This window comes from Curtobacterium sp. L6-1, from assembly GCF_018885305.1.
In the GTDB taxonomy this organism is placed as follows: domain Bacteria; phylum Actinomycetota; class Actinomycetes; order Actinomycetales; family Microbacteriaceae; genus Curtobacterium; species Curtobacterium aetherium.
Genome location: NZ_CP076544.1, coordinates 822,355 through 844,460, shown reverse-complemented (window position 1 = coordinate 844,460; position 22,106 = coordinate 822,355). Strand labels below are relative to the sequence as shown.

General features: G+C 73.8%; 17 protein-coding genes. 13 read left to right on the top strand and 4 right to left on the bottom strand.

The window, feature by feature from the left end; genetic code table 11:
• Positions 1-29 precede the first annotated feature (29 nt).
• The 3 genes from KM842_RS03950 to KM842_RS03940 all read right to left on the bottom strand — a co-directional run bounded on the left by KM842_RS03950 (position 30) and on the right by KM842_RS03940 (position 1,436).
• The gene (locus KM842_RS03950; RefSeq protein WP_216261138.1) at positions 30-467 is read right to left on the bottom strand and encodes a GNAT family N-acetyltransferase; all 438 of its coding nucleotides are present in this window, start codon (positions 465-467) and stop codon (positions 30-32) included.
• Between the two features lie 79 nt (positions 468-546).
• Complete coding sequence (locus KM842_RS03945) at positions 547-789, bottom strand: zf-HC2 domain-containing protein (protein WP_216261136.1); 243 nt, start codon at positions 787-789, stop codon at positions 547-549.
• Positions 786-1,436, bottom strand: coding sequence for a sigma-70 family RNA polymerase sigma factor (locus KM842_RS03940; protein WP_253206339.1), 651 nt, complete (start codon positions 1,434-1,436; stop codon positions 786-788). The genes KM842_RS03945 and KM842_RS03940 overlap by 4 nt, the downstream gene beginning before the upstream one ends.
• A 338-nt stretch (positions 1,437-1,774) precedes the next feature.
• Here KM842_RS03940 and aroA point away from each other — a divergent pair, with 338 nt between their 5' ends.
• From aroA to KM842_RS03915, 5 genes are all read left to right on the top strand, one after another.
• Positions 1,775-3,202, top strand: coding sequence for a 3-phosphoshikimate 1-carboxyvinyltransferase (gene aroA / locus KM842_RS03935; RefSeq protein ID WP_216261134.1), 1,428 nt, complete (start codon positions 1,775-1,777; stop codon positions 3,200-3,202).
• Positions 3,199-4,254 carry a ribosome small subunit-dependent GTPase A gene (gene rsgA / locus KM842_RS03930; protein ID WP_216261132.1) on the top strand — a complete coding sequence of 352 codons (1,056 nt, stop codon included), beginning with the start codon at positions 3,199-3,201 and terminating at the stop codon, positions 4,252-4,254. The genes aroA and rsgA overlap by 4 nt, the downstream gene beginning before the upstream one ends.
• Before the next feature lie 87 nt (positions 4,255-4,341).
• Complete coding sequence (locus tag KM842_RS03925) at positions 4,342-5,484, top strand: hypothetical protein (protein WP_216261130.1); 1,143 nt, start codon at positions 4,342-4,344, stop codon at positions 5,482-5,484.
• Positions 5,485-5,565: 81 nt separating this feature from the next.
• Positions 5,566-6,351: an inositol monophosphatase family protein gene (locus KM842_RS03920; protein ID WP_216261127.1), complete on the top strand. Its 786-nt coding sequence runs from the start codon at positions 5,566-5,568 to the stop codon at positions 6,349-6,351.
• A gap of 741 nt (positions 6,352-7,092) precedes the next feature.
• Positions 7,093-9,789: a helix-turn-helix transcriptional regulator gene (locus tag KM842_RS03915; RefSeq protein WP_216261126.1), complete on the top strand. Its 2,697-nt coding sequence runs from the start codon at positions 7,093-7,095 to the stop codon at positions 9,787-9,789.
• Positions 9,790-9,890: 101 nt separating this feature from the next.
• On the opposite strand, the gene KM842_RS03910 is transcribed toward KM842_RS03915, so the two are convergent.
• Positions 9,891-11,195 (bottom strand): glycosyltransferase family 2 protein, encoded by a 1,305-nt coding sequence (locus KM842_RS03910; RefSeq protein WP_216261124.1) that lies wholly within the window; start codon positions 11,193-11,195, stop codon positions 9,891-9,893.
• Positions 11,196-11,580: 385 nt separating this feature from the next.
• Between KM842_RS03910 and KM842_RS03905 the strand changes: the two genes are divergently transcribed.
• The 8 genes from KM842_RS03905 (at position 11,581) to KM842_RS03870 (ending at position 22,066) form a co-directional block, all read left to right on the top strand.
• Positions 11,581-12,978, top strand: coding sequence for a nucleotide sugar dehydrogenase (locus tag KM842_RS03905; RefSeq protein WP_216261122.1), 1,398 nt, complete (start codon positions 11,581-11,583; stop codon positions 12,976-12,978).
• Between the two features lie 11 nt (positions 12,979-12,989).
• Positions 12,990-14,009 (top strand): NAD-dependent epimerase/dehydratase family protein, encoded by a 1,020-nt coding sequence (locus KM842_RS03900; protein WP_216261120.1) that lies wholly within the window; start codon positions 12,990-12,992, stop codon positions 14,007-14,009.
• On the top strand, positions 14,010-15,839 hold the full coding sequence (gene glmS, locus KM842_RS03895) for a glutamine--fructose-6-phosphate transaminase (isomerizing) (protein WP_216261118.1): 1,830 nt from the start codon (positions 14,010-14,012) through the stop codon (positions 15,837-15,839). It begins immediately after the preceding gene.
• The gene (locus KM842_RS03890) at positions 15,836-17,368 is read left to right on the top strand and encodes a polysaccharide deacetylase family protein (protein WP_216261109.1); all 1,533 of its coding nucleotides are present in this window, start codon (positions 15,836-15,838) and stop codon (positions 17,366-17,368) included. The genes glmS and KM842_RS03890 overlap by 4 nt, the downstream gene beginning before the upstream one ends.
• A gap of 1 nt (position 17,369) precedes the next feature.
• Positions 17,370-18,269 carry a hypothetical protein gene (locus KM842_RS03885; RefSeq protein ID WP_216261107.1) on the top strand — a complete coding sequence of 300 codons (900 nt, stop codon included), beginning with the start codon at positions 17,370-17,372 and terminating at the stop codon, positions 18,267-18,269.
• A gap of 46 nt (positions 18,270-18,315) precedes the next feature.
• Positions 18,316-19,035 carry a M50 family metallopeptidase gene (locus KM842_RS03880; protein ID WP_216261105.1) on the top strand — a complete coding sequence of 240 codons (720 nt, stop codon included), beginning with the start codon at positions 18,316-18,318 and terminating at the stop codon, positions 19,033-19,035.
• Between the two features lie 233 nt (positions 19,036-19,268).
• Positions 19,269-20,762 carry an O-acetylhomoserine aminocarboxypropyltransferase/cysteine synthase family protein gene (locus KM842_RS03875; protein ID WP_216261103.1) on the top strand — a complete coding sequence of 498 codons (1,494 nt, stop codon included), beginning with the start codon at positions 19,269-19,271 and terminating at the stop codon, positions 20,760-20,762.
• Positions 20,762-22,066, top strand: coding sequence for an LLM class flavin-dependent oxidoreductase (locus KM842_RS03870; protein WP_216261101.1), 1,305 nt, complete (start codon positions 20,762-20,764; stop codon positions 22,064-22,066). The genes KM842_RS03875 and KM842_RS03870 overlap by 1 nt, the downstream gene beginning before the upstream one ends.
• The last annotated feature ends 40 nt before the right edge of the window (positions 22,067-22,106 follow it).

Here is a 22,106-nt window from a genome sequence, read left to right as displayed (position 1 = left end):
CCCGCACGAGGCGCTCCGTGCCGTCCCGGTCAGACGAGCTTCGTGTACCGGACGCCGGCCTCGTGGTACCCACGGCGCTGGTAGAAGCGGTGCGCGTTGTCGGTCGCCGCGGCGCTGACGGCGGAGAGGCGCCGCGCGCCCTGCTCGACGGCCCACGTCTCGAACGTGCCGAGGAGCGCGGTCCCGGTGCCGTGCCGCCTGGTCGTGGGGTCGACGACCAGCAGCAGCAGCTGCGCGGTCGGTTCGTCACCGACGTAGGTCCAGGTGACCTGCGCGCCCGCGACCGCGATCGGACGACCGTCGTCGTCGCGCACCACCCACGTGCGGTGGCCCGCCTCGGCGGTGAGCCGGTCGAGACGGGTGCGCATGGCATCCGGGTCGACCTGGTGCCCCAGCAGGCGCACCAGGTCGGTCACCGCAGCGACGTCGGGTTCGGTCCAGGAGCTGATCGGCTCGGCGTCGGTCATGCCCGCACCCTACCCGGTCGGCTCGGCACGGCCGTGCGTGTGACGGCCCGGCGGACCGGCGCGGTCGGCGGGCTCCCGGTCAGTGGGTCGACTGCACCGCACGCAGGCGTGCGAGGACCTCGTCGCGGAGCTGGTCCGGAGCGGTCTCGCGGCACGCACGCTTGACGGTCTCCATGAGCACCACGCCGACGCGGTGCTCGGTGAGGCAGTCCTCGCAGCCGTCCATGTGCTCGCGGATGTCCGCGGCGTCCTCGTGCCGGAGCTCGTCGTGCAGGAACTCCTCGAGCTCCGCCTTGGCCTTCGAGCAGTCGCACCCGCTCATCGTGCGTCCTTCCGGGTCGTGCGGGAACCGGCCGTCGTGGCCGTCCGCGTGCCTGCACCGCGGCCTCGTCCGCGCATCGTCGCCGTCGACGCTGCGTCCGGGACGACACCGGTCTCGCGTGCGTGGTCCGCCAGCAGTCCGCGCAGGAGCCGGCGTCCACGGTGGAGGCGGCTCATGACCGTCCCCACGGGGGTCTTCATGATGTCGGCGATCTCCTGGTACGAGAAGCCTTCGACATCGGCGAAGTAGACCGCCATCCGGAAGTCCTCCGGGATGGCCTGGAGGGCGTCCTTCACGGCGGAGGACGGCAGGTGGTCGATCGCGTCGGCCTCGGCGGACCGGGCGGAGATCGACTGGGTGACGCTCTCCGCGCCGCCGAGTTGCCAGTCCTCGAGTTCGTCGATGGTGCCCTGGTACGGGTTCCGCTGGTTCTTGCGGTACGTGTTGATGAACGTGTTCGTCAGGATCCGGTAGAGCCACGCCTTGAGGTTCGTGCCCTGGCGGAACTGCCGGAACGCGGCGAAGGCCTTGACGAACGTCTCCTGCACGAGGTCCGAGGCGTCGGCCGGGTTGCGGGTCATCCGCATGGCTGCGCCGTAGAGCTGGTCCATGAACGGCAGGGCCTGGTCCTCGAACAGGCTGCGCAGCTCGTGCTCGGAGACGGTCTTGGCGTCGACGGGCTCGCTGTCGGCACCGGCGTCGCCGTCGACGGGCTCGTCGTCGGACCGGGCGTCGGCCCCGTCGGCGAGTTCCTCGTCCTCGACGGCGTCGAGCTGCTCCTCGGTCTCCTCGACCAGGTCGTCCGGTGCGTGCTGCGGTTCGTCGGTCGTCATCGCCCGCCAGTCTAGGCGGACGTCGATGTCCGGGCCCTGCGGCTCGACGAGCGTCGTGACGGCCCCCGGCAGCAGTGCTGCGTCGGCCGTTCGTGACGGTGCGAGTGCGATCACCGTGCTCCTCCCGATCGGTTCAGTAGTGTGGTGAACCGATGGTTGCCACGACGCATTCCCGCCCCTGGACCGCCCCCGTCGCGCGCGGCCCGCTCGCCGGCGACGTCGCCCTGCCCGGCTCGAAGTCGCTGACGAACCGGGAGCTCGTGCTCGCCGCCCTCGCCGACGGGCCGAGCACGATCCGGCTCCCCCTGCACTCGCGCGACTCGGCGCTCATGACGACCGCGCTCCGGCAGCTCGGCGTCGGGATCGACGAGGTCGAGCCGACACCCGGGACGGCGGCGAACCCCTACGGGCCGGACCTCCTCGTCACCCCGGGCGCGATGCACGGCGACGTCCGCGTCGACTGCGGCCTGGCCGGTACCGTGATGCGCTTCCTGCCGCCGCTCGCCGCCCTCGCCGAGGGCCCGGTCACGATCGACGGCGACCCCTACGCCCGGAAGCGTCCGATGGCGGCGATCATCCGTGCGCTCGTCGACCTCGGCGTCGACGTCACCGACGACGGCGGCGGCGCGATGCCGTTCACGTTCGTCGGCACCGGGGCCGTGCGGGGTGGCAGCCTTGAGATCGACGCGTCGGCCTCGTCCCAGTTCGTCTCCGGCCTGCTGCTCTCCGCGCCCCGCTTCACCGAGGGACTGCACCTCCGCCACGTCGGCGACCGCCTGCCGAGCATGCCGCACATCGCGATGACGGTCGACGTCCTCCGCGCCCGCGGCGTCCGCGTCGACGAGCCGTCGGTCGGCGAGTGGGTCGTCCGCCCCGGACCGATCGCCGCGCGGGACGTCACCATCGAACCCGACCTGTCGAACGCCGCGCCCTTCGCGGTCGCCGCCCTGGTCGCCGGCGGAACGGTCCGGATCCGGACCTGGCCGACCGAGACGACGCAGGTCGGCGCGGACCTCGAGACGCTGCTGCCGCGCTGGGGCGCGACCGTCACGCGCGACGGCGACGACCTCGTGTTCGACGGCGGCGTCGGGATCCGGGGCGGCGCCTCCCTGCCGGGTGTCGACCTGGACCTGACCCGCGGCGGCGAACTCGCACCGGCGCTCGTCGCGCTCGCGGCGCTGGCCGACGGACCGAGCGAGATCACCGGCATCGGGCACCTGCGCGGCCACGAGACGGACCGGCTCGCGGCGCTCGCGGCGGACGTGGGCGGCCTGGGAGGCGCGGTGGCGGAACAGCAGGACGGCCTGCGGGTCGAGCCGGCCCGCCTCTCCGGCGGCGCGTGGGCGGCGCACGACGACCACCGGATGGCGACCGCCGGGGCCGTCGTCGGGCTCGTCACCGAGGGGGTGGCCGTGGACGACATCGGGTCGACCGCCAAGACGCTGCCGCAGTTCCCCGAGCTGTGGGCCGCACTCGTCGCGACGGCGGACGACGCCCTCGCCACCGCTCCCGGGGCGGACACGGCCGGGCGCACCGACGCACCGGACACCACCGGCACACGACAGGGAGACCCGGCATGAGCTGGTGGGACGACACCGACGGCGGCGCCGACGAGGACGAGCCGTACGGTCAGTACGACGAGTCGAGCGTCCGCGTCCGACCGAACCCGAAGGGCAACCGGCCGCGCACGAAGACGCGTCCCGCCTACGAGGACGCCCCGAGCGGCTGGGTGACGAACGTCGACCGCGGGCGCTTCGGTGTGCTCGTGTCCGACGCCGACGGCGAGCACGTCATCACCGCGACGAAGGCCCGCGAGCTCGGCCGGAAGTCCGTCGTCACCGGCGACCACGTTTCGCTGACCGGTGACGTCTCCGGCGCCGAGGGCTCGCTCGCCCGCATCGTCCGCGTCGCCGAACGGACCACCCTGCTCCGCCGCAGCGCCGACGACACCGACGAGGTCGAGCGCGTCATCGTCGCGAACGCCGACCAGATGCTCATCGTCGTCGCAGCCGCCGACCCCGAGCCCCGCACCCGCCTCATCGACCGGTACCTCGTGGCGGCGTTCGACGCCGGCCTCGACCCGGTGCTCTGCATCACCAAGACCGACCTCGCCGACCCAGCCGACTTCCTCGCGCACTTCGCCTGCCTCGACCTGCGCATCGTGACGAGCCGGTCCGACGACGTGCCGTTCGCGGCCCTGCACGAACTGCTCGACGGCAAGGTCACCGTCACGGTCGGGCACTCCGGCGTCGGCAAGTCGACGCTGGTCAACGCGCTGACGGGCTCCACCCGGGCGATCGGCGTCGTCAACTCGGTGACCGGCCGCGGCCGGCACACGTCGTCGTCGTCCATCGCCCTCCGGGTGCACGACGGCGGGTGGATCATCGACACCCCGGGCGTCCGCTCGTTCGGCCTGGGGCACGTGGAGCCCGAGAACGTGTTCCGCGCGTTCGCCTCGCACGCGGTGCCGGTGCAGGACGCTCCCGACGGCATCCCGCTCGACCAGGCGCACGACTGGGAGATCGTCGACCGGGTCGCCGGCGGGGAGCTCGGGCCGACGGGCATCGAGCGGCTCGACTCGTTCCGTGCGCTGCTGACCGGGATGGGCGGCGAGGACCCGGGCACGGCGTAGCCCGCGGGACCCCGGTCCGGGCACGGGCGGGGGTGTGTCCACCCCCGGGTTCGACAGTCGCGCACGGCGGGCGTAGCCTTGCCCCTCGTGTCTGAAGTTGCAAAGTACAACTACCCGTCCCCGCACACGTCCTCCGTACCGTCGCCGGGCGGCGCGCACGGCCACGCCGCCCCGCGACCGCCGCACCGCGGTCCCGACGTGCTGCGTCCGCAGGGCCTCGGACACACCCTGCGCTCCTTCGGGTCCCACGTCCTCGTCCCGCTGTTCCTGGCGGTCGGCATGACGCTCGCCTACCTCGGCGCCTTCCACGCCCCCGCGCCGCACGACCTCGCCGTCGGCGTCGTCGGCACGACCCCGAGCACGCAGGTCTTCGCGCAGACCGTCACCGACCGGTCGGACGGTGCCCTCGTTGCACACGTGGTCGACACCACGGCGCACGCCGAGCGGCAGGTGCGCGACCGCGACCTGGCCGCCGTGTACGCCCCCACCGCCGACGACGCCACGCTCTACGTCTCGACCGCCGCCAGCGAGACCACGGCCTCCGCCGCGCAGAAGGTCTTCCTACCGATCGCGTTCGCGCAGCACCTGCCGTTCCACGTCGTCGACGTCGTCCCCACCGGTGACCAGGACACGACCGGCCAGGGGTTGTTCTTCCTGCTCGTCGGCCTCAGCGTCGGCGGCTACGCGTCGGCCATCGCGGTCGCCGGTTCCGCCGCCCGCCTCCGCCCGGTGTGGACCGCCGTCGTCGGGCTCGTCACGGCCGCCGTCGTCGCGGGCATCGGTGTCGTGGTCGCGGGCCCCGTGTACGGCGTCATCACGACCCACCAGTGGCAGGTGTTCCTGTTCGCGTGGCTGTACGACGCGGTGATCATCGCGCTCGGCATCGGCCTGCACCCGCTCATCGGCCGCTGGACCACACCGGTGCTCACCATGCTGTTCGTGATGCTCAACTTCACCTCGTCCGGCGGCATCTTCCAGCCGGCGTTCCAGCCCGGGTTCTTCGCCGGTCTCAACACGTTCTGGAGCGGGGCCGCCTGGCTGCAGGCTGCGCAGGACCTGCAGTACTTCCCGGGCGCCTCCCTCGGTCGGAGCGGACTGGTCCTGGCGCTCTGGCTCGTCGGCGCCGTGCTGCTCTGCGTGGTCGTGCACGGACTCGTCGCCCGCCGCACCCGCATCGCCCGGGAGCGAGCGGTCACGCGCCTCGAGGAGGAAGAGGTGGTCGCCGCCTGACCCGGTCTCGGCGGCGACCGACGCCTCGGGTACGCCGCCGCGACGGCCCGACCGTCACCGGCCGCCAGTACGCTGACGGACGTGGACCTCAGCGCCGACCTGGACTTCGCCCGCTCCCTCGCCGACACCGCCGACGCGATCAGCCTCGACCGGTTCCGTGCCGCCGACCTGCGCGTGACGGAGAAGGCCGACCACACCGCGGTCACCGACGCCGACCAGGCGGTCGAACGGGCGCTCCGCGAGCGACTCGCCGCCGAGCGGCCGGATGACGCCTTCCTCGGCGAGGAGACGACCGCCGACACCGGGGACGAGGCCGTCAGCACCGGGCACCGGCAGTGGGTCGTCGACCCGATCGACGGCACCGCGAACTACCTGCGGGGCGTGCCGGTGTGGGCGACCCTCATCGCGCTCGCGGTCGACGGCCGTCCGGTGCTCGGCGTCGTGAGCGCGCCGGCCCTCGGCAAGCGCTGGTGGGCCGCCGAGGGGCTCGGCGCGCACTCCTTCGACGGGCCGCTGCACGTCTCCGGTGTCGCGGCGCTCGAGGACGCCAGCCTCAGCTACAACTCGCTGCAGCAGTGGGACGACGACGACCGGCTCGACACGCTCGTCGCGCTGTCCCGGACGGTCTGGCGCACCCGCGCCTACGGCGACATGTGGTCGTACATGATGGTCGCCGAGGGCGTCGTCGACGTGGCCGGCGAGCCCGACCTCAAGCCGTGGGACATCGCCGCACTCGTCCCGATCGTCGAGGAGGCCGGCGGACGCCTCACCTCGCTCGACGGCGACCCGGGCCCGTGGCACGGCAGCGCGCTCGCGTCGAACGGGCTCGTGCACGACGCCGTGGTCGAGGTCGTCCGCCGCAGCTAACCCCCGGCCACGCGGCGGTCGACCCCGGGCCACGCGGTGGTCGAGCCCCGTCCACGTCGCAGCCGACCCCGTCCACGTCGCGCCGCCGCCGGAACAGCCGCGGAACGCGAGTCGCAGGCCCCCGAGCACGGCGGGCCACTCGCGCGGCTGTTTGTACCCCGTCCGGGGCGCAACGACCACGGCAGCACCAACCACCGGCCGGTCGGGACGTCGCCCACGCGGTGGCCGGTTCCGCCGCACGCGGAACGACGGGCGACCGCAGCGCGCCGATCACGACCGCGGGCGCCGGCCCCGCCCTGTACCCCGACGCCCTACCACGGGCACCTGGGCCCTGTCCGGCCGACCCCCCGGACTGGGGGCACGCCATCTGACGCAGTTCCCTGACGGCTCCCGCCGCGCGGTCGATGCTGGGTTACCGTTCTCCTGACGGCCGGTCTCGCGCCCGTCGGGATCCCTAGTCCCGATGGAGGCGGACTCGTCGTCATTCGTCCGAAGACCCTAACCCGAGGGGTGATCACGACGATGACATCATCGTTCCCGAGCGGAACCGAGCCCACCCAGGCTCGTCATCCGCGATCTGTCCACACGTCGACCCTGCCAGCGAACCGGGCCACCCACCCGTCCGTCGCCGGCACCACCCACCGCGGGGCCACCCACCTCGCCGCGGGCTCCCCCGTCGTCGGCTCCCCCGCCGACGCGTCCTGCTCCCCCGTCCCTGGCGCCGGAGGCCGGTGAGTCCTGATGGAACTCACCGGTCGACGCACTGAGGTCGACCGGATCACGACCCTCGCCGTACTCCCTCGGGAGTCCGCGCTGGTCGTCGTCGGCGACCCCGGCTCCGGACGCACGAGCGTCCTCGACGCGGCCAGTGGCCGCGTGTCCCTCCCCGTCGTCCGCATCGGCGTGAACGGCAGCGAATCCCGCTGGCCGCTCAGCGGTGTGACGACCCTCTTCAGCGCGCTCGACGACCACCGGGCCGCCGCACACGTCTCCCGGATCCTCGGGACCGTACGCGACGCGGACCCGGCGCAGGCCATCGTCGTGGCGCACGAGCTCCTCGACACGCTGCGCACCCTGCAGTTGCCGCCGACGCTCGTCCTCATCGACGACCTCGATCGCATGGACGCGGCGAGCCAGACGCTCATCGCGTTCCTCGCCGGCCGCCTGGCCGGGACGAGCCTGCGCGTCGTCGCCACGGTCGCACACGTGCCGTCCGACGGGCCGCTCGCCGCCCTGCCGTCGATGCGCCTGGCGCCCCTGCCCGCGGACGAGGCACTGCTGCTCGCCCGTGCGACGGCGGCCGACGACGCGAACGACGGTGTGCTGGCGGTCATCGCGGAACAGACCGCCGGCAACCCCGGTGCGCTCCGGGAACAGCTCGGCATGCTGCGGCGCGAACAGCTGCTCGGCTCCGAGCCGCTCGTGCTGCCGCTCCGGCCGACCCCCACCACCGACCGCGTCGTGGCCTCCGTGGTCGCGGCGGTCGCAGGACGCGATCTGGACGTCCTCGCCCGCCTCGCCCTGGTGCCGGTGACGAAGCTCGCCGGTCCGGAGTGGGACCGCGACGTCGTCGAGGACCTGGCGGCCCTCGGGCTCGTCGAGGTCCGCGGCCAGTCGATCGCGGTCCGCTCCCCGCTCGTGCGCTCCTACCTGCACTGGCGGATGCCGGCACGCGACCGTCGTGCCGCGCACGCCGAGCTCGCCGCGGCGGCCGTCACCCACGACCCGCGGGCCGTGGCGTGGCACCGGAGCTTCACGGACGACGAGCCGGACGCCGTGGCACTGCTGCACGCCGCCCGGGCGTACGCCACCGACGGTCACCCCGGTGCCGCGGTGACGCTCGCCGAACGCGCGCTGCACGTCGGCGGCCGGTCGGAGTCCGAGCACCTCGCGCTCCTCGCCGTCGCCGAGGTCCTGCTCGCCCACCGCCTGCTCGGCTACGCGGCCCGGTACCTGGCGGCGATCCAGCCGTTCCGCTCCCGGCTCGACGACGTGCGCCGCCTGCGGTTGCACTACTCGGTGCAGTACCTCAACGGCGAAGCGGTCGAGGCGGACGAGCTCCTGGTCCCCGCGGACGCGACCGACACCGCCGAGGCGGAGGCCGTGACGGGCCTCCTGGCCATGGTCGCCAGCTTCCGGGCCGAGGCCTGGGAGCTAGAGCACGCCCGCGACCTGCTGCAGCGGGCCGAGCCCTTCGCGGCGACGGTCCCCGACGGCACGCGGCAGATCCTGCAGGCGGCGCGGCACACGGTCGCCGCCGTCGACGGGTCGCTGCCGCCGGACCGCGACCTGCACGACGGGCTCGCGACCACGACCCTGCTCGCGCTGTCCGATCCGACGCTGCTGCTGCTCGCGCACGCCCTGAGCCTGTCCGACCGGCACCGCAGCGCCCGCCGGGTGTTCGCCCTGGTCCTCGCCCGGGCGGCGCACACCGCACCGGTCTGGGTCGAGGCCGCCCGGTACCTCAGCGCCGAGAACGAGGTGCGCTCGGGCAACTTCCGGCTCGCCCTCCGTGCGATCGACGCGTGGGAGTCCGGCTCCTCCGTGGTCGAGCGGCTGCGTGAGCCCTCGCGGGCGATCGCGATCGCGTGGCGGCACTTCCTCGAGGGGCGCCCGCAGGCGAGCCTCGAGGTCCTGGACCGCTGTCTGGCGCTCCGGTCGACGAGCGGCCTGTGGGGTGCGACGGCGAAGCTGCACGCGTTCCGCGGTCGGGTCCTGCTGTTCGAGGGCCGCCCGGCCGAGGCAGCCGCCGCACTCGAGACGGCGGACGCGATCGGCCGGACGCTCCGGAACCCGACGGTGCTCCGGCACCTCGGCGACCTGGTCGAGACGTACGTGCAGCTCGGCCGCACCGAGGACGCCCGGGCGATGACGGCCCGCCTCGCCGCCGACCACCGAGCGCACCCGTCACGCTGGGGCGCCCTGGTGCTGGCGCGGAGCCTCGCGCTCGTCGCCGACGACGGCACCCGCGACGCCGCACGGCACCGCGCGCTCGAGCTGTTCGAACCGACCGACTCGCAGTTCGAGCGGGCCCGGACCCTCACCGCCCTCGCGGCGACCGGGACGGGTCCGGACCGGGCGCGACTCGGCGCGGCGGCCGCCGCCGCGTACGAGGCGGCCGGCCTGCGTCGACCACTCGCGGCACCGCAGGGCGTCGCGGCGATGCCGCCGGCCGTCGGCGGCGCGCTCCGGCTCGCACCGTCCACGACGGCACCGTCCCCGACGACGCCGCGGAGCGCGCCGGACGGCACCGCCGTCCTGACGATGCTCACGGCCGAGGAGCAGGCCGTCGTGCAGAAGGTGACCGAGGGGTACCGCAACCGCGAGATCGCCACGTCGCTGTACATGTCGCAGCGCACGGTGGAGCTCCGTCTCACGCAGATCTACCGCAAGGTCGGGGCGCGGTCGCGCTCGCACCTGGTGGCGCTGCTGGGGTAGTCGCCACCCACGACGGACGGGAGGCCCGGTACCAGCTGGTACCGGGCCTCCCGTCCGTCGTGCGGTCGCGTCGCGACCCGGCGACACGGCACGCCGGACCGTCAGGCCGTCGCGGCCCGCCGGGTCGGGCTGTGCCACACACCGCTCGAGCCGCCGCGGAACGCCAGGACCAGCGCCCGTAGGCACAGCCACGCGTCGAGGACCCGCAGGAGCGGGAACGTGACCCCGTAGAGCACGTAGACCCAGCGGCGGGAGACGACGGCCACGACGATCGTCAGCGCGTAGTCGGGCAGCAGCACGCCGACCACGATGCCGGTCACCGGGTCGACGGCGAGCACGGCCTCGGGGAACCCGGCCCCCGTGCCGAGCGCGACGAAGACCGCGGCGGTCACGGCGAGCGCCACCGCCGGCACGAGCAGCAGCATCATGAGGCTCGAGGTGAGCAGTTCGAGGACGAAGAGCCCGGTGGCGAGCCCGAAGCGGCGCAGGCCGAACCGGTGGCGCCGGAGGGTCTGCCAGAACCCGAGGTTCCAGCGGCGCACCTGCTTGGCGTAGTCGCGGAGGTTGTCGGGGTCCTGCGTGTACGCGACGGCCGCTCCGGGGCGGAAGGCCACCCGGCCGAGGTGCTTGGCGTGCACCTCGAACGTCATGTTGAAGTCCTCGATCGCCAGTCCTTCCGCGGTGATGTCGATCTCGCGGAGGACCCGGGTGCGGTACATCGACGCGAACCCGGGGACGATGGCGACGACGTTGGCGCGCGGGGCCGCCTGGCCGAACTTCTGCAGGTACTGGACGGCGACGTAGACCCGTTCGCGGTAGGCGACGAGCAGTCGGCCGGCGACGGTGGGGGCGCGGGGCTCGAGGATCGTGGTGGCGCGGCCGGCGACGGCGACGACGTCCGGTGCGGAGAACTCCGGCAGGCCGGTGGTGAAGTAGTCCTCGGACAGGTGGGTGTCGGCGTCCAGGAGCATTATCACCTCGAAGCGCTCGGGGATCGAGAAGTGCTCGATGGCGGCGGCGATGGCTCCGGCCTTGCCGCGGTTCGGCTGCAGGTCGTACACCTGGGCCCCGGCGGCGCGGGCGATCTCGACCGTCCGGTCCGAGGAACCGTCGGAGACGACGAGGATCTGCTCGGGCGGCAGGTGTTCGGCGGCCGAGCGGATGGTCCGTTCGATGACGAGTTCCTCGTCGTGTGCGGCGACCAGGACGGCGACGTCGGCGGTCGTCGGCGGTCGGTACCCGCGGGGGACGGGTGCCGGCATGCCGCGGCGGCGGGCGCGACGGCCCCGCCCGGCGGCCGCGGCCCGGTGTGCCCGTGCGGTCACGACGCGGACGGCGCCGACCGTGGTCCAGAGGATCGTGTTGACGCCGAGGACGAGCACGAGGGCGACGACGAACGTGAGCATGGTGCGACGGTAGGCGGCGGTCGAGGTCCGACGCACCGCATTCCCGCACCGGGGGCCGCACCCCGTTGCGGGACCCCGCACGCGGACCCGCACGGCCCGCCACGGTGCTGCGGGCCACCGCAAGACCGGCCCGTGGGCGTTGCCGGGGCGGGGTGCGACCGGTGAGGGTTGCAGCGCACCGACCGCCGGCCCCGTCATCGGGGCAGGGCCGCGTACCCGAGACCGGTACCCGACCGGCCGCACCCGGACCGCCGCCGTCCGTCCCCGCCTGATCCGGGGACGGGCGGCGGCCCCGCAGGCGGCAGCCCCGATCCCGCGGCCCACCCGACGGCGGCCGGTGCCCGTCGGAACGCTCCGGCGGCTTCCCGACCCGAGGGGACACAGCATGTCCATCGCACCACCGCCGTCCGACGCCCGGTCGCTCCGCACGTCGCCGGTCGCCCCGACGACGTCCTCCGCCGTCCCGACGTCCCCGGACGTCACCGTGCCGCACACCGTCGGCACCGCCGTCCCGACGGGCACCCGCGGGTTCGAGTTCGACGTCGCGATCGTCGGGCTGGGCTACGTCGGGCTGCCGACGGCCCTGGCGTACCACCACGCCGGGACGTCGGTGATCGGTCTGGACGTGTCGCAGCGCCGCCTGGAGACCATCCGGTCGCGCGGTGCGGACCTGCTCGAGGACGACCGGGTGCGACTCGAGTCGGCGTTCCTGGCCGACGACTTCGTGCTCACCGACGACCCGTCGATGCTCGCCCGCGCCGCCGCCGTCGTCGTCTGCGTGCCAACCCCGGTGGACGAGCACCTCGTCCCCGACCTGGCGATCCTGCGCGGTGCGGCGGCGACCGTCGTGGAGCACGCCGTGCCGGGACAGCTCCTCATGCTGACGAGCACCACCTACGTCGGCTGCACGGACGACCTGCTCGTCCGGCCCCTCACCGAGCGCGGGCTGCTGCCGGGCACGGACGTGTTCGTCGCGTTCAGCCCGGAGCGCATCGACCCGGGCAACGCCTCGGTGTCGCACGAGGACGTCCCCCGCGTGCTCGGTGCGGCGACGCCGGCGTGCGCCGCGGTCGCGGACGAGATGCTCGGCCGCTACGCCCGGGTGCACCGTGTGCCGTCCCTCGCCGCGGCGGAGATGACGAAGCTCCTCGAGAACACGTTCCGTGCGGTGAACATCGCGCTGGCGAACGAGTTCTCGGACATCTGCCGGACGATGGGCATCGACGTGGCCGACGTGGTGGACGCCGCGGCGACGAAGCCGTACGGGTTCATGGCGTTCATGCCGGGTCCGGGCGTCGGTGGGCACTGCATCCCCTGCGACCCGCACTACCTGCTCTGGCAGCTGCAGGCCGACCGGCAGGCCGCGCCGATGATCACCCAGGCGATGACCGAGATCGCGGCCCGCCCGGGTCGGGTCGTGGACCGCACCCGCGAGGTGCTGTCGGACGCCGGCCGTGGTCTCCGTGGTGCCCGGGTGCTCGTCGTCGGCATCGCGTACAAGCGCGACGTGGCCGACCTGCGCGAGTCCCCCGCACTCGAGGTCCTCGAGCGACTCATCGCCGGTGGAGCCGAGGTCGGCTTCGCGGACCACCGTTTCGACTCCGTCCGCCTGCACGACGGCACCGTCCTCGACGACGTGGTCGACGAGGGTGCGTTCGGTGCGGACGTCGTCCTCCTGCACACCCGTCACAGCGACGCCGACCTGTCCTGGATCACCGGCGACCAGCTCGTCGTCGACACCACCTACCGGGCTGCGGACCTCACCGGCCGCATCCTCCTCTGAAAGGGAACGCCATGAAGTCCATCGTCACCGGAGGCGCCGGGTTCATCGGCAGCCACCTCGTCGAACGCCTGCTCGCCGACGGCGACGAGGTCGTCGTCCTCGACGACTTCTCGACCGGACGCGCCGACAACCTGGACGCCGTCGCCGGTCACGAGCGGCTCCGCGTCGTCGAGGGCACGATCCTCGACCGCGAGCTCGTCGCCGAGCTGGTCGCCGGGTCCGACCGGGTCTTCCACCTGGCCGCCGCGGTCGGCGTGAAGCTCATCGTCGACCACCCGCTGCAGGGCCTCCGGACGAACATCCACGGCAGCGAGAACGTCCTCGACGCCTGTGTCGCCGCCGGCGCGAAGCTGCTCCTCGTCTCGACGAGCGAGATCTACGGCAAGAACACCGCCGACGCGCTGCACGAGACCGCCGACCGCGTGCTCGGGTCGCCGCTCGTGGCCCGCTGGACCTACGCCGCGGCGAAGGGCATCGACGAGGCCTTCGCACACGCCTACTTCACGGAGTTCGGCCTGCGCGTCGCCATCGCGCGGCCGTTCAACACGGTCGGCCCCCGCCAGACCGGACGGTACGGCATGGTCGTCCCGAACCTCGTCGGCCAGGCCGTCCGCGGCGAGCCGCTGACCGTCTACGGCGACGGCGTGCAGTCGCGCTGCTTCTCCTTCGTCGGCGACGTCGTCCCCGCGATGGTCGCCCTCATCGAGCACGAGGAGGCCTACGGCGAGGCGTTCAACCTCGGCGGCGAGCGCGAGATCAGCATCGCCGAGCTCGCGGAGCTCGTCATCGACATCACCGGCTCGGACAGCCGGATCACCTACGTCCCCTACGACGAGGCGTACGGCGCCGGCTACGAGGACATGCGTCGTCGCGTGCCGGACAACGGTCGGGCGAAGGCGGCCGTCGGCTTCGCGCCGGTGACCCCGCTGGAGGCCGTGGTCCGGTTGGTCGCGGCCGACCTGGAGGCGCGCACGGCGGACGACGCGGCGAGCGCCGCCACCGGTGCGGCCCCGGCGACGGCGGTGGTCTGAGTGTGCGGCATCATCGCGGCGCGCGTCGCCGACGACGCGACGCCGTACCTCCTCGACGGCCTGGAGCGGCTCGAGTACCGCGGCTACGACTCCGCGGGCATCGCGGTGCGGACGAGCACCGGCGGCACCGAGACCATCCGGTCCGTGTCCCGCGTCGGTGACCTCCGCACGCTCGTCGCGGCGCGGTCGGGGGACCCGTTCACCGGGGTCGGCATCGGACACACCCGCTGGGCGACCCACGGAGCGGTGCGCGAGGCGAACGCGCACCCGCACGCCGACTGCTCCGGCCGGATCAGCGTCGTGCACAACGGCATCGTCGAGAACGCCGACGCGCTCCGGCAGCAGCTGAGCGCCCAGGGGCACGTGTTCGCGTCCGAGGTCGACTCGGAGGTCATCACGCACCTGGTGGAGCGTGCCCTGGCGGTCGACCCGGACCTCATGCTGGCGGTGCAGATCGCGACCGCGCAGCTCGAGGGGTCGTGGGCGATCGTCGTGCTCGACGCGCGAGACGGCCGGATGGTCGTCGCCGCGGACCGCTCCCCGCTCGTCGTCGCCCGAGCCGCCCGTGGTGACTTCGTCGCGAGCGACATCGGTGCGATCGCCACCTGGGCCGAGACCTTCGTCGCGCTGCGGGACGGCGACGTCGTCGAGCTCGGCGAGAGCTGGACCTGGTCGTCCCGTGGGGAGATGGTCCCGGTGCCGTTCGCCTCCCCGTCGCCGTTCGCCGCCGAGGCACTCGACCTCGGCGACCACACCGACCACATGGCGAAGGAGATCGAGGAGCAGCCCGCCGTCGTGGCGGAGATCCTCGACCGCATCGCCGGCCGCGCGGTGGACGGCAGCATGTGGGCGGGTCTCGGGCTCGCGCCGTTCGAGCGCGTCGCCGTGGCCGCCTGCGGCACGTCGCTGAACGCCGGTCAGGTCATCGCGACCGCGCTCCGCGGGCTCGGCGGCGTCCCGACGGACACCGTCGTCGCGAGCGAGGCCGACCAGGCCGTCCTCACACCCGGCACCCTGGTCGTCGCGATCAGCCAGTCCGGCGAGACCGCGGACGTGCTCCGCGCGCTCGACCGGTTCGCGGACCGCCACCAGGTGCTCGCCCTGACGAACAACCTGCACTCGTCGCTCGCCCGTCGTGCCGACGCGGTGCTCGACTGCCACGCCGGCCCCGAGATCGGCGTCGCCGCCACGAAGACCTTCACCGCGCAGGTCGTCGTCGGTGTGTCCGCGATGATCTCGGCGCTCGTCGCGTCCGGCCGCATCGACCGGTCCCGGGCGCTCGCGCTCGTCGGCGACATGCAGCGCCTGCCCGGCCTCCTCGCCGGTGCGGCGGAGGCGTCCGCCGACCGCATCCCGCTGCTCGTGTCGAGCGTGCGCGACGCATCCGGCTTCCTGTTCCTGGGACGCGGGGCGGGCCTCCCGTTCGCCGCCGAGGGTGCGCTCAAGCTCAAGGAGCTCTCCTACCGCTGGGCCGAGGCCTACCCGGCCGGTGAGCTGAAGCACGGGCCGCTCGCCCTCGTGACCGACGGCACGCCCGTGGTCGTCGTCGAGAACGGCGAGCACAAGATCCAGGCGAACGTCGCCGAGGTCCGTGCCCGCGGCGGGTTCGTCATCACGATCGGCGGTGTCGGCGCCGACGTGCCGGCCCTCGGTCGCGACGCCGGCCGCCTCCTGTCCCGCCGGACCGCCGTGACCGACCAGGGCATGTCCACCTGGGGTCCGCTCGAGTCGGTGGTCCCCCTCCAGATGCTCGCCCGGGAACTCGCCCTGCAGCTCGGCTGCGACGTCGACAAGCCCCGCAACCTCGCGAAGTCGGTGACGGTCGAATGACCAAGGAAACACCCATCAACCGCCTGACGGTGCTCCTCGCCGTCCTGGCAGCCGTGGCGGTCGTCGTCACGGGCCTGCTCGGCGGAGCCGTCCCCGCACACGCCGCCACCGCGGCGCCGAAGCCGGTGACGGTCAGCCTGACCTTCGACGACGGCGACGCCGACCAGGTGCAGGCCGCGCAGGTGATGCAGCAGAACGGGCTCGTCGGCACGTTCTACATCATCACCGGCTACCTCGGCGCCCCCGGGTACATGCAGCAGTCGGACCTCGCGGCGCTCGCCGCGGCGGGCAACGAGATCGGTGGGCACAGCGTCACCCACCCGGACATGTCGGCGCTCAGCCAGACCGAGGCGCAGCGACAGGCCTGCCAGTCCCGCGCCACCCTGTCCTCGTGGGGCTACCAGGTGCGGAGCTTCGCCTACCCGTTCGCCGAGTCGACCTCGAAGACCCGCGACGCGGTGCAGGCCTGCGGCTACACGAACGCCCGCGGACTCGGCGACGTGCGCACCACCCGTGACTGCGCCGGCTGCGTGACCGCGGAGACGCTGCCGCCGCGCCGACCGATGCTCACCCGCGCACCGAGCCAGGTCGAGGCGGACTGGACCCTGGCGGACCTGCAGCAGCAGGTCACCCAGGCGAAGACCGACAAGGGCGGGTGGGTGCAGCTGACGTTCCATCACATCAGCGACGACCCGACGCTCGACCCGACCACCTCGCCGGCGCTGTTCACGCAGTTCGCGCAGTGGCTCGCGGCGTACTCGGCCGACCCGGCGAACGTCACCACGGTGAAGACCGTCGGGGACGCCGTCGGCGCCCCGGTCCAGCCGGTCGTGCAGTCCCCCGTGCCCGGCCCCGCCCCGGCCGGTGTGAACGGGGTGCAGAACCCGTCGTTCCAGACCACCTCGGCCACGAGCCCGAGCGGCCAGAAGTGCTGGCAGTACGGCGGGTACGGCTCGAACACGGCCGCGTTCAGCACGGTCACCCCGGGGCGCATCGGGACGACCTCGAAGGCGGTGTCCGTGACCGTCAGCGGGTACGGCGACGGCGACGCGAAGTGGCTCCCCTCGTTCGACCTGGGTGACTGCGCCCCCACCGTCGTGCCCGGGCACACGTACGCGATGCGGGAGTGGTACAAGGCCGACACCGCCACGCAGTTCACCGTCTACCTGCGCGACTCCGTCACCGGGTCGTGGCACTACTGGACGTCGAGCCCCTGGTACGCGGCCGCACCGTCGTGGACCCAGGCGGCGTGGACCACCGACCAGATCCCGGCCGGCTTCGACGGGATCAGCTTCGGCCTCAACCTGTTCACGAACGGCACGCTGACCACCGACGACGTCGCCCTGTACGACACCGTCGGCGCCCCGGCGATCGCCACCCCGACCACGACGAACACCGCCACCCCGCGCTCCCGGACGGCCGCCGCGCTGACCCGGATCGCCCCTGTCGTGGACGCGCTCACCGTCCGGTCCCGTGCGGTCCTCGGCCAGCTCGACACGTCGGGCACGGCCGGCGAGATCCCCCGCTGACGTGACCCGCGCTGACGTGACCCGCGCACTGCCGCCCCGCTCCCCCGAGACGCGACCCCGCGCCTCCCCGGGGCGGGGCGTCCGCGACGGCGGAGGTGCCCGTCGCGACGGACGCGACCGACGCGACCGTCGCGACGGACGCACCGGGGGCCTCCGGCTCGTCACCGCCCTCGGCCTAGGCACCGTCGTCGGCCTCACCGCCGTGCTCGCGGGCTGCGGCGGGCCGAACGGCGGCGGCGCCGTGTCCCGCTCGTACCCGTGGCACACCGGCATCGTCTCGACGACCTTCTGGGTCGGCGAGGTGTTCGACCCCGACGCCGACGACGGCAGCCAGGTGTACTCCACGTACGACGACGACTGGCAGGGCAGCTACGGCGGCTGCGACGGCGTCGTCCAGGGGCGCCTGTGCCGGACGGAGCGCCGGACGGCGGCGAACGGCTGGTTCCCGCGGCACATGGCCCCGCGGGAGAACCCCTTCTACCTCGACGTGCCGTACGACGACGTCAACGACCGGATCGGCCTCCGCGACCGCGACCGCGTCGTCCCGTGGGCCGGCGACCCGGCGTACCGGCGGCACCGCGGCGACGAGGACTTCAGCTACCTCAAGAACCGGTGGGTGCAGCTCCGCAAGGGCACCCGCACCTGCTACGGCCAGGTGCAGGACGCCGGCCCCGGCACCTACCACGACAGTCGCTACGTCTTCGGCGCCGGGAACAGCCGACCGGCGAACAAGCGCTTCAACGGTGCCGGCATGGACGTCTCCCCCGCACTGAACGGATGCCTGGGCTTCGCCGAGCTGGACGGCGAGGACGACCGGATCAGCTGGCGGTTCGTCGAGGCCGGCGCGGTGCCGGACGGCCCCTGGCGGCGCATCGTGACGACGAGCCAGGTGTCGCACTGACCGGGGCTCCCAGAGAACGGGTGCGTCCGTCTGCCACGATGACGGCTTGACCTCGCTGCCCGCCTCCGCCGTGTTCGGTGCCCTGCTCATCGGCGCCGTCCTGCCCCTCGTGCCGTACCTGGGGCGCGTCGTCCGGATCGCCGCGACGATCGCGCACGAGGTCGGTCACTGCGTCGTCGTCGTGCCGTTCGGCGGCCGGATCCGACGGATCGACCTGCACCCCGACGGCTCCGGCGAGGCTCGGGTGCAGCTCGGCGGGGTCCCGGGCGGGATCCGCTGGCTCGTCCGGCTGCTCAACCTGTTCGCCGGGTACAGCACGCCGCTCTGGGCCGGGGTCCTCCTCGTCACCGGGGCCGTCGTCGGGTCACCCTGGCTGCCCGTCGTCGTGCTCGGCGTGGTCGGCGTGGTCGCGCTGCTGTTCGTCCGGAACTGGTTCGGGCTGCTCGTCGTCGTGGGCTTCGACGTGCTCGCGCTCTGGGTGGCGGTGCGTCCCTCCGACCTCACCCTGCTCGTCGTCGCCGCCCTCGGGGCCGCGTTCCTCGTCGACGGGCTGCGCTCCCTGCTGCAGGTCGTGCGCTGGCTGCTCACCGGGGCTCCGGTGCAGACGGACTTCCACATCGCCGCGGCCGAGATGCGCCTGCCGGCGACGGTCTGGTTCGTGCTCTTCGTCGGCGTGAACGGGTTCGCGGTGTGGGCCGCGCGCGAGCCGCTGCTCGCCGTCCTGGACACCGTGGTCACGGGCGTCCGGGGCCTGGTCGGCAGCTAGCGGGCGAGCGCGCGAGCGCCCGACGCCCGACGCGGTCCCGTCCGAGCCCGCTCCGCACCCGCACTCCGGGCCTGCTCCGCGCCCGCACTCCGGGCCTGCTCCGCACCCGCTCCCCCCGCGCTCCGAGCCCGCTCCGCACCCGCGCACGCCGTAACGCGACGCCGCATTCGCCCCGCCCCCGCACCGGGCCTGCGAGAGTACCGGCCACGACGACAGCACGGGAGGCGCAGCGGATGGACGAGCAACGCGGGTTCACGACCGAGCAGGTGCACGGCGGCTTCCTGCCCGACACCGCGCACGGCGCACGCGTCCCGGCGATCCACATGTCCTCGGGCTTCCTGTTCGAGGACGCCGCCCAGGCCCGCGACCGCTTCGCCGGCACCGACGACGGCTACACGTACACGCGCCTGGGGAACCCGACGAACGCCGACGTCGAGCGGCGCATCGCCCTGCTCGAGCACGGCGCCGAGGCGATCCTCGTCGGCAGCGGCCAGGCGGCGGCCACCGTCGCCTTCCTCGGCCTGCTCGGCGCCGGCGACCACGTCGTCAGCGCGGCGAGCATCTACGAGGGCACCCGCGGCCTGCTCCTGCAGAACCTCGGACGGCTCGGCATCACCGTCGACTTCGTCACCGACGCCCGCGACCTCGACGCCTGGGCCGCAGCCGTCCGCCCGGAGACGAAGGCGTTCTTCGCCGAGACGATCCCGAACCCGAAGAACGACGTGCTCGACATCACCGGCGTCGCCGAGGTCGCGCACCGCGCCGGGGTACCGCTCGTCGTCGACAACACCCTCGCGACGCCGTACCTCGTCCGCCCCGTCGACCACGGCGCGGACGTCGTCGTGCACTCGGCGTCGAAGTTCCTCTCCGGACACGGTGCCGGGCTCGGCGGGGTGGTCGTCGACGGCGGCCGCTTCGACTGGACCACGAACCCCGAGCGTTGGCCGCACCTCACCCAGGCGGACCGTGCCCTCGGCGGTGCCAGCCACACCGACCGGTACGGACGCGGCGCGTTCATCGCCTACGCCCGGGACGTCGTCGCAGCCCGTGTCGGCCCGACACCGTCGCCGTTCAACGCGTTCCTGCTGCGCCAGGGCATCGAGACCCTGTCCCTGCGCGTCGAACGCCACGTCGCGAACGCGCTGGCGGTCGCCACCTGGCTGGAGGCGCAGCCCGAGGTGACGAGCGTCGACCACGCCGGTCTCGCCTCCAGTCCGTACCACGACCTCGCCCGGCGCTACCTGCCGCGCGGCGCCGGTTCGGTGTTCGCCTTCACGCTCGCCGGCGGCGAGCCCGCCGCGCACGCCTTCATCGACGCGGTCGAGCTGTTCAGCCGGATGACCCACCTGGGCGACGTGCGCTCGCTCGCGCTGCACCCGGCCTCCACGACGCACGCTGGACGCACGCCGGAGGAGCGCGCCGCCCAGGGCATCGACGACGGGCTCGTGCGCCTGTCGGTCGGCATCGAGGACGTCGCCGACCTGGTCCGCGACCTGGAACGCGGGTTCGCCGCCGTCCGCGAGCTGGCGGGGACCGACCGGGAGGCGCGCCCCGCCCCCGCCACGACCGGCACCGCCCTCGGCCTCCCGACCTCCGCCTCCGCGTGGGTGCCGGAGGCGGTAGAGGCGGTCGCAGGAGCGGTCCCGGCAGCGCTCCCGGTCTCGGCGGCGGTCCCGGCGGCGGTCCCGGTCTCGGGGGCGGTTCCGACGGCGGCCGGGGCGCGCTGATGGGGCGCCCGCAGCACGTCGGGTACTTCTTCTCACGGGGGTTCGGCCCGCAGGCGTGGGGCCGGGCGGACTGGCACTGGGGCCACGACTGGACGAAGCCGGACCTGTACCAGCAGTCCGTCCGCGCACTCGAGGACGCCGGGTTCGACCTCGTCATCGCCGAGGACGCGATCTCACTCGGCGACCCGGCGACCCTCGACCTGCGCATCCGGCAGGCGTACGGCGGCCCGAAGCACGACCCGCTCCTGCTCGCGCCGTGGTTGTTCGCCGCGACCCGGCACATCGGCATCGCCCCGACCGTCAACGCCGGGGTGACCCCGCCGTACCTGGCCGCCCGGCAGCTCGCGACCCTCGCGCACCTGTCCTCCGACCGGCTCGGCGTGAACGTCGTCACCGACGTCGGGAGTGCCCGGCACGCCGGACTCGACCCGCTGCCGCACGACGCCGCCTACGACCGCGCCGAGGAGTGGGTCGGGCTGCTCCGGCGCCTCTGGCACTCGTGGGGCTCCGGGTACGTCGGCTCGGAGTCGGACTGGCACTTCGCCGACGGCTCCCGTCTCGACTCCTTCACTCACGAGGGAGAGCACTTCCGCACCGCCGGCCCGCTCAACGCTCTGCCGCTCGCGAGCGACCCCGTCGTGGTCTCCCCCGGCGGCTCCGGACGGGGGCTCGGGTTCGCTGGCACGCACTCCGACGTCCAGCTCGCCCTCGCACCCCTGTCCGCCGCGGCCGTGTCCGCCTACCGACGGCGGGTGCACGACGCGGCAGCCCTCGCCGGTCGCACCGCTGCGGACGTCCGTGTCCTGTTCGTCCTCAAGCCGGTCGTGGTGTCCTCGACGGCCGAGGCGGACCGCATCGTCGAGGCCTCCCGCCACCCGTCCGACGAGGACCTGCGCACCGCGGCCACGGCCTGGTCGAGCGACGCCGAGACGGACCTGCTCGCGCTCGACCTCGATGCGCCGATCCCGGCGGGGACGTTCGCCGACCACGTGTCCACGGGGACGATCCGGGGGCTGCTCGGCGACACCCCCGACGCACCCCTCCGCGAACTGCTCACCCGGAAGGCACGACTCGGCCGGGTCGCCGACCGGTCCGGCTTCGTCGGGACGGCGGAGGAGTTCGCGGACTTCATCGAGGAGCTCGGCGCCGACGCGGACAACGACGGCGTGATCCTGTCCGGTGACCTGCACCCGGCGCAGGTCTACCGGATGCTCGGCGACCTGGTGCCGGTGCTGCGGCAGCGCGGGATCCTGCGGCGGGAGTACGGCGACGGCGGTCTGCGGGCGAACCTCTTCGACTTCTGACGCCGCCGCACCCCTCGGGGCTCCTCGTGCTCCGTGCCGG

Excerpts from the sequence above, each read along its gene's own strand:
- KM842_RS03950 (WP_216261138.1), bottom strand. The coding sequence starts at position 467 with ATGACCGACGCCGAGCCGATCAGCTCCTGGACCGAACCCGACGTCGCT.
- KM842_RS03945 (WP_216261136.1), bottom strand. The coding sequence starts at position 789 with ATGAGCGGGTGCGACTGCTCGAAGGCCAAGGCGGAGCTCGAGGAGTTC.
- aroA (WP_216261134.1), top strand. The coding sequence starts at position 1,775 with ATGGTTGCCACGACGCATTCCCGCCCCTGGACCGCCCCCGTCGCGCGC.
- rsgA (WP_216261132.1), top strand. The coding sequence starts at position 3,199 with ATGAGCTGGTGGGACGACACCGACGGCGGCGCCGACGAGGACGAGCCG.
- KM842_RS03915 (WP_216261126.1), top strand. The coding sequence starts at position 7,093 with ATGGAACTCACCGGTCGACGCACTGAGGTCGACCGGATCACGACCCTC.
- KM842_RS03910 (WP_216261124.1), bottom strand. The coding sequence starts at position 11,195 with ATGCTCACGTTCGTCGTCGCCCTCGTGCTCGTCCTCGGCGTCAACACG.
- KM842_RS03905 (WP_216261122.1), top strand. The coding sequence starts at position 11,581 with ATGTCCATCGCACCACCGCCGTCCGACGCCCGGTCGCTCCGCACGTCG.
- KM842_RS03900 (WP_216261120.1), top strand. The coding sequence starts at position 12,990 with ATGAAGTCCATCGTCACCGGAGGCGCCGGGTTCATCGGCAGCCACCTC.
- KM842_RS03890 (WP_216261109.1), top strand. The coding sequence starts at position 15,836 with ATGACCAAGGAAACACCCATCAACCGCCTGACGGTGCTCCTCGCCGTC.
- KM842_RS03875 (WP_216261103.1), top strand. The coding sequence starts at position 19,269 with ATGGACGAGCAACGCGGGTTCACGACCGAGCAGGTGCACGGCGGCTTC.
- KM842_RS03870 (WP_216261101.1), top strand. The coding sequence starts at position 20,762 with ATGGGGCGCCCGCAGCACGTCGGGTACTTCTTCTCACGGGGGTTCGGC.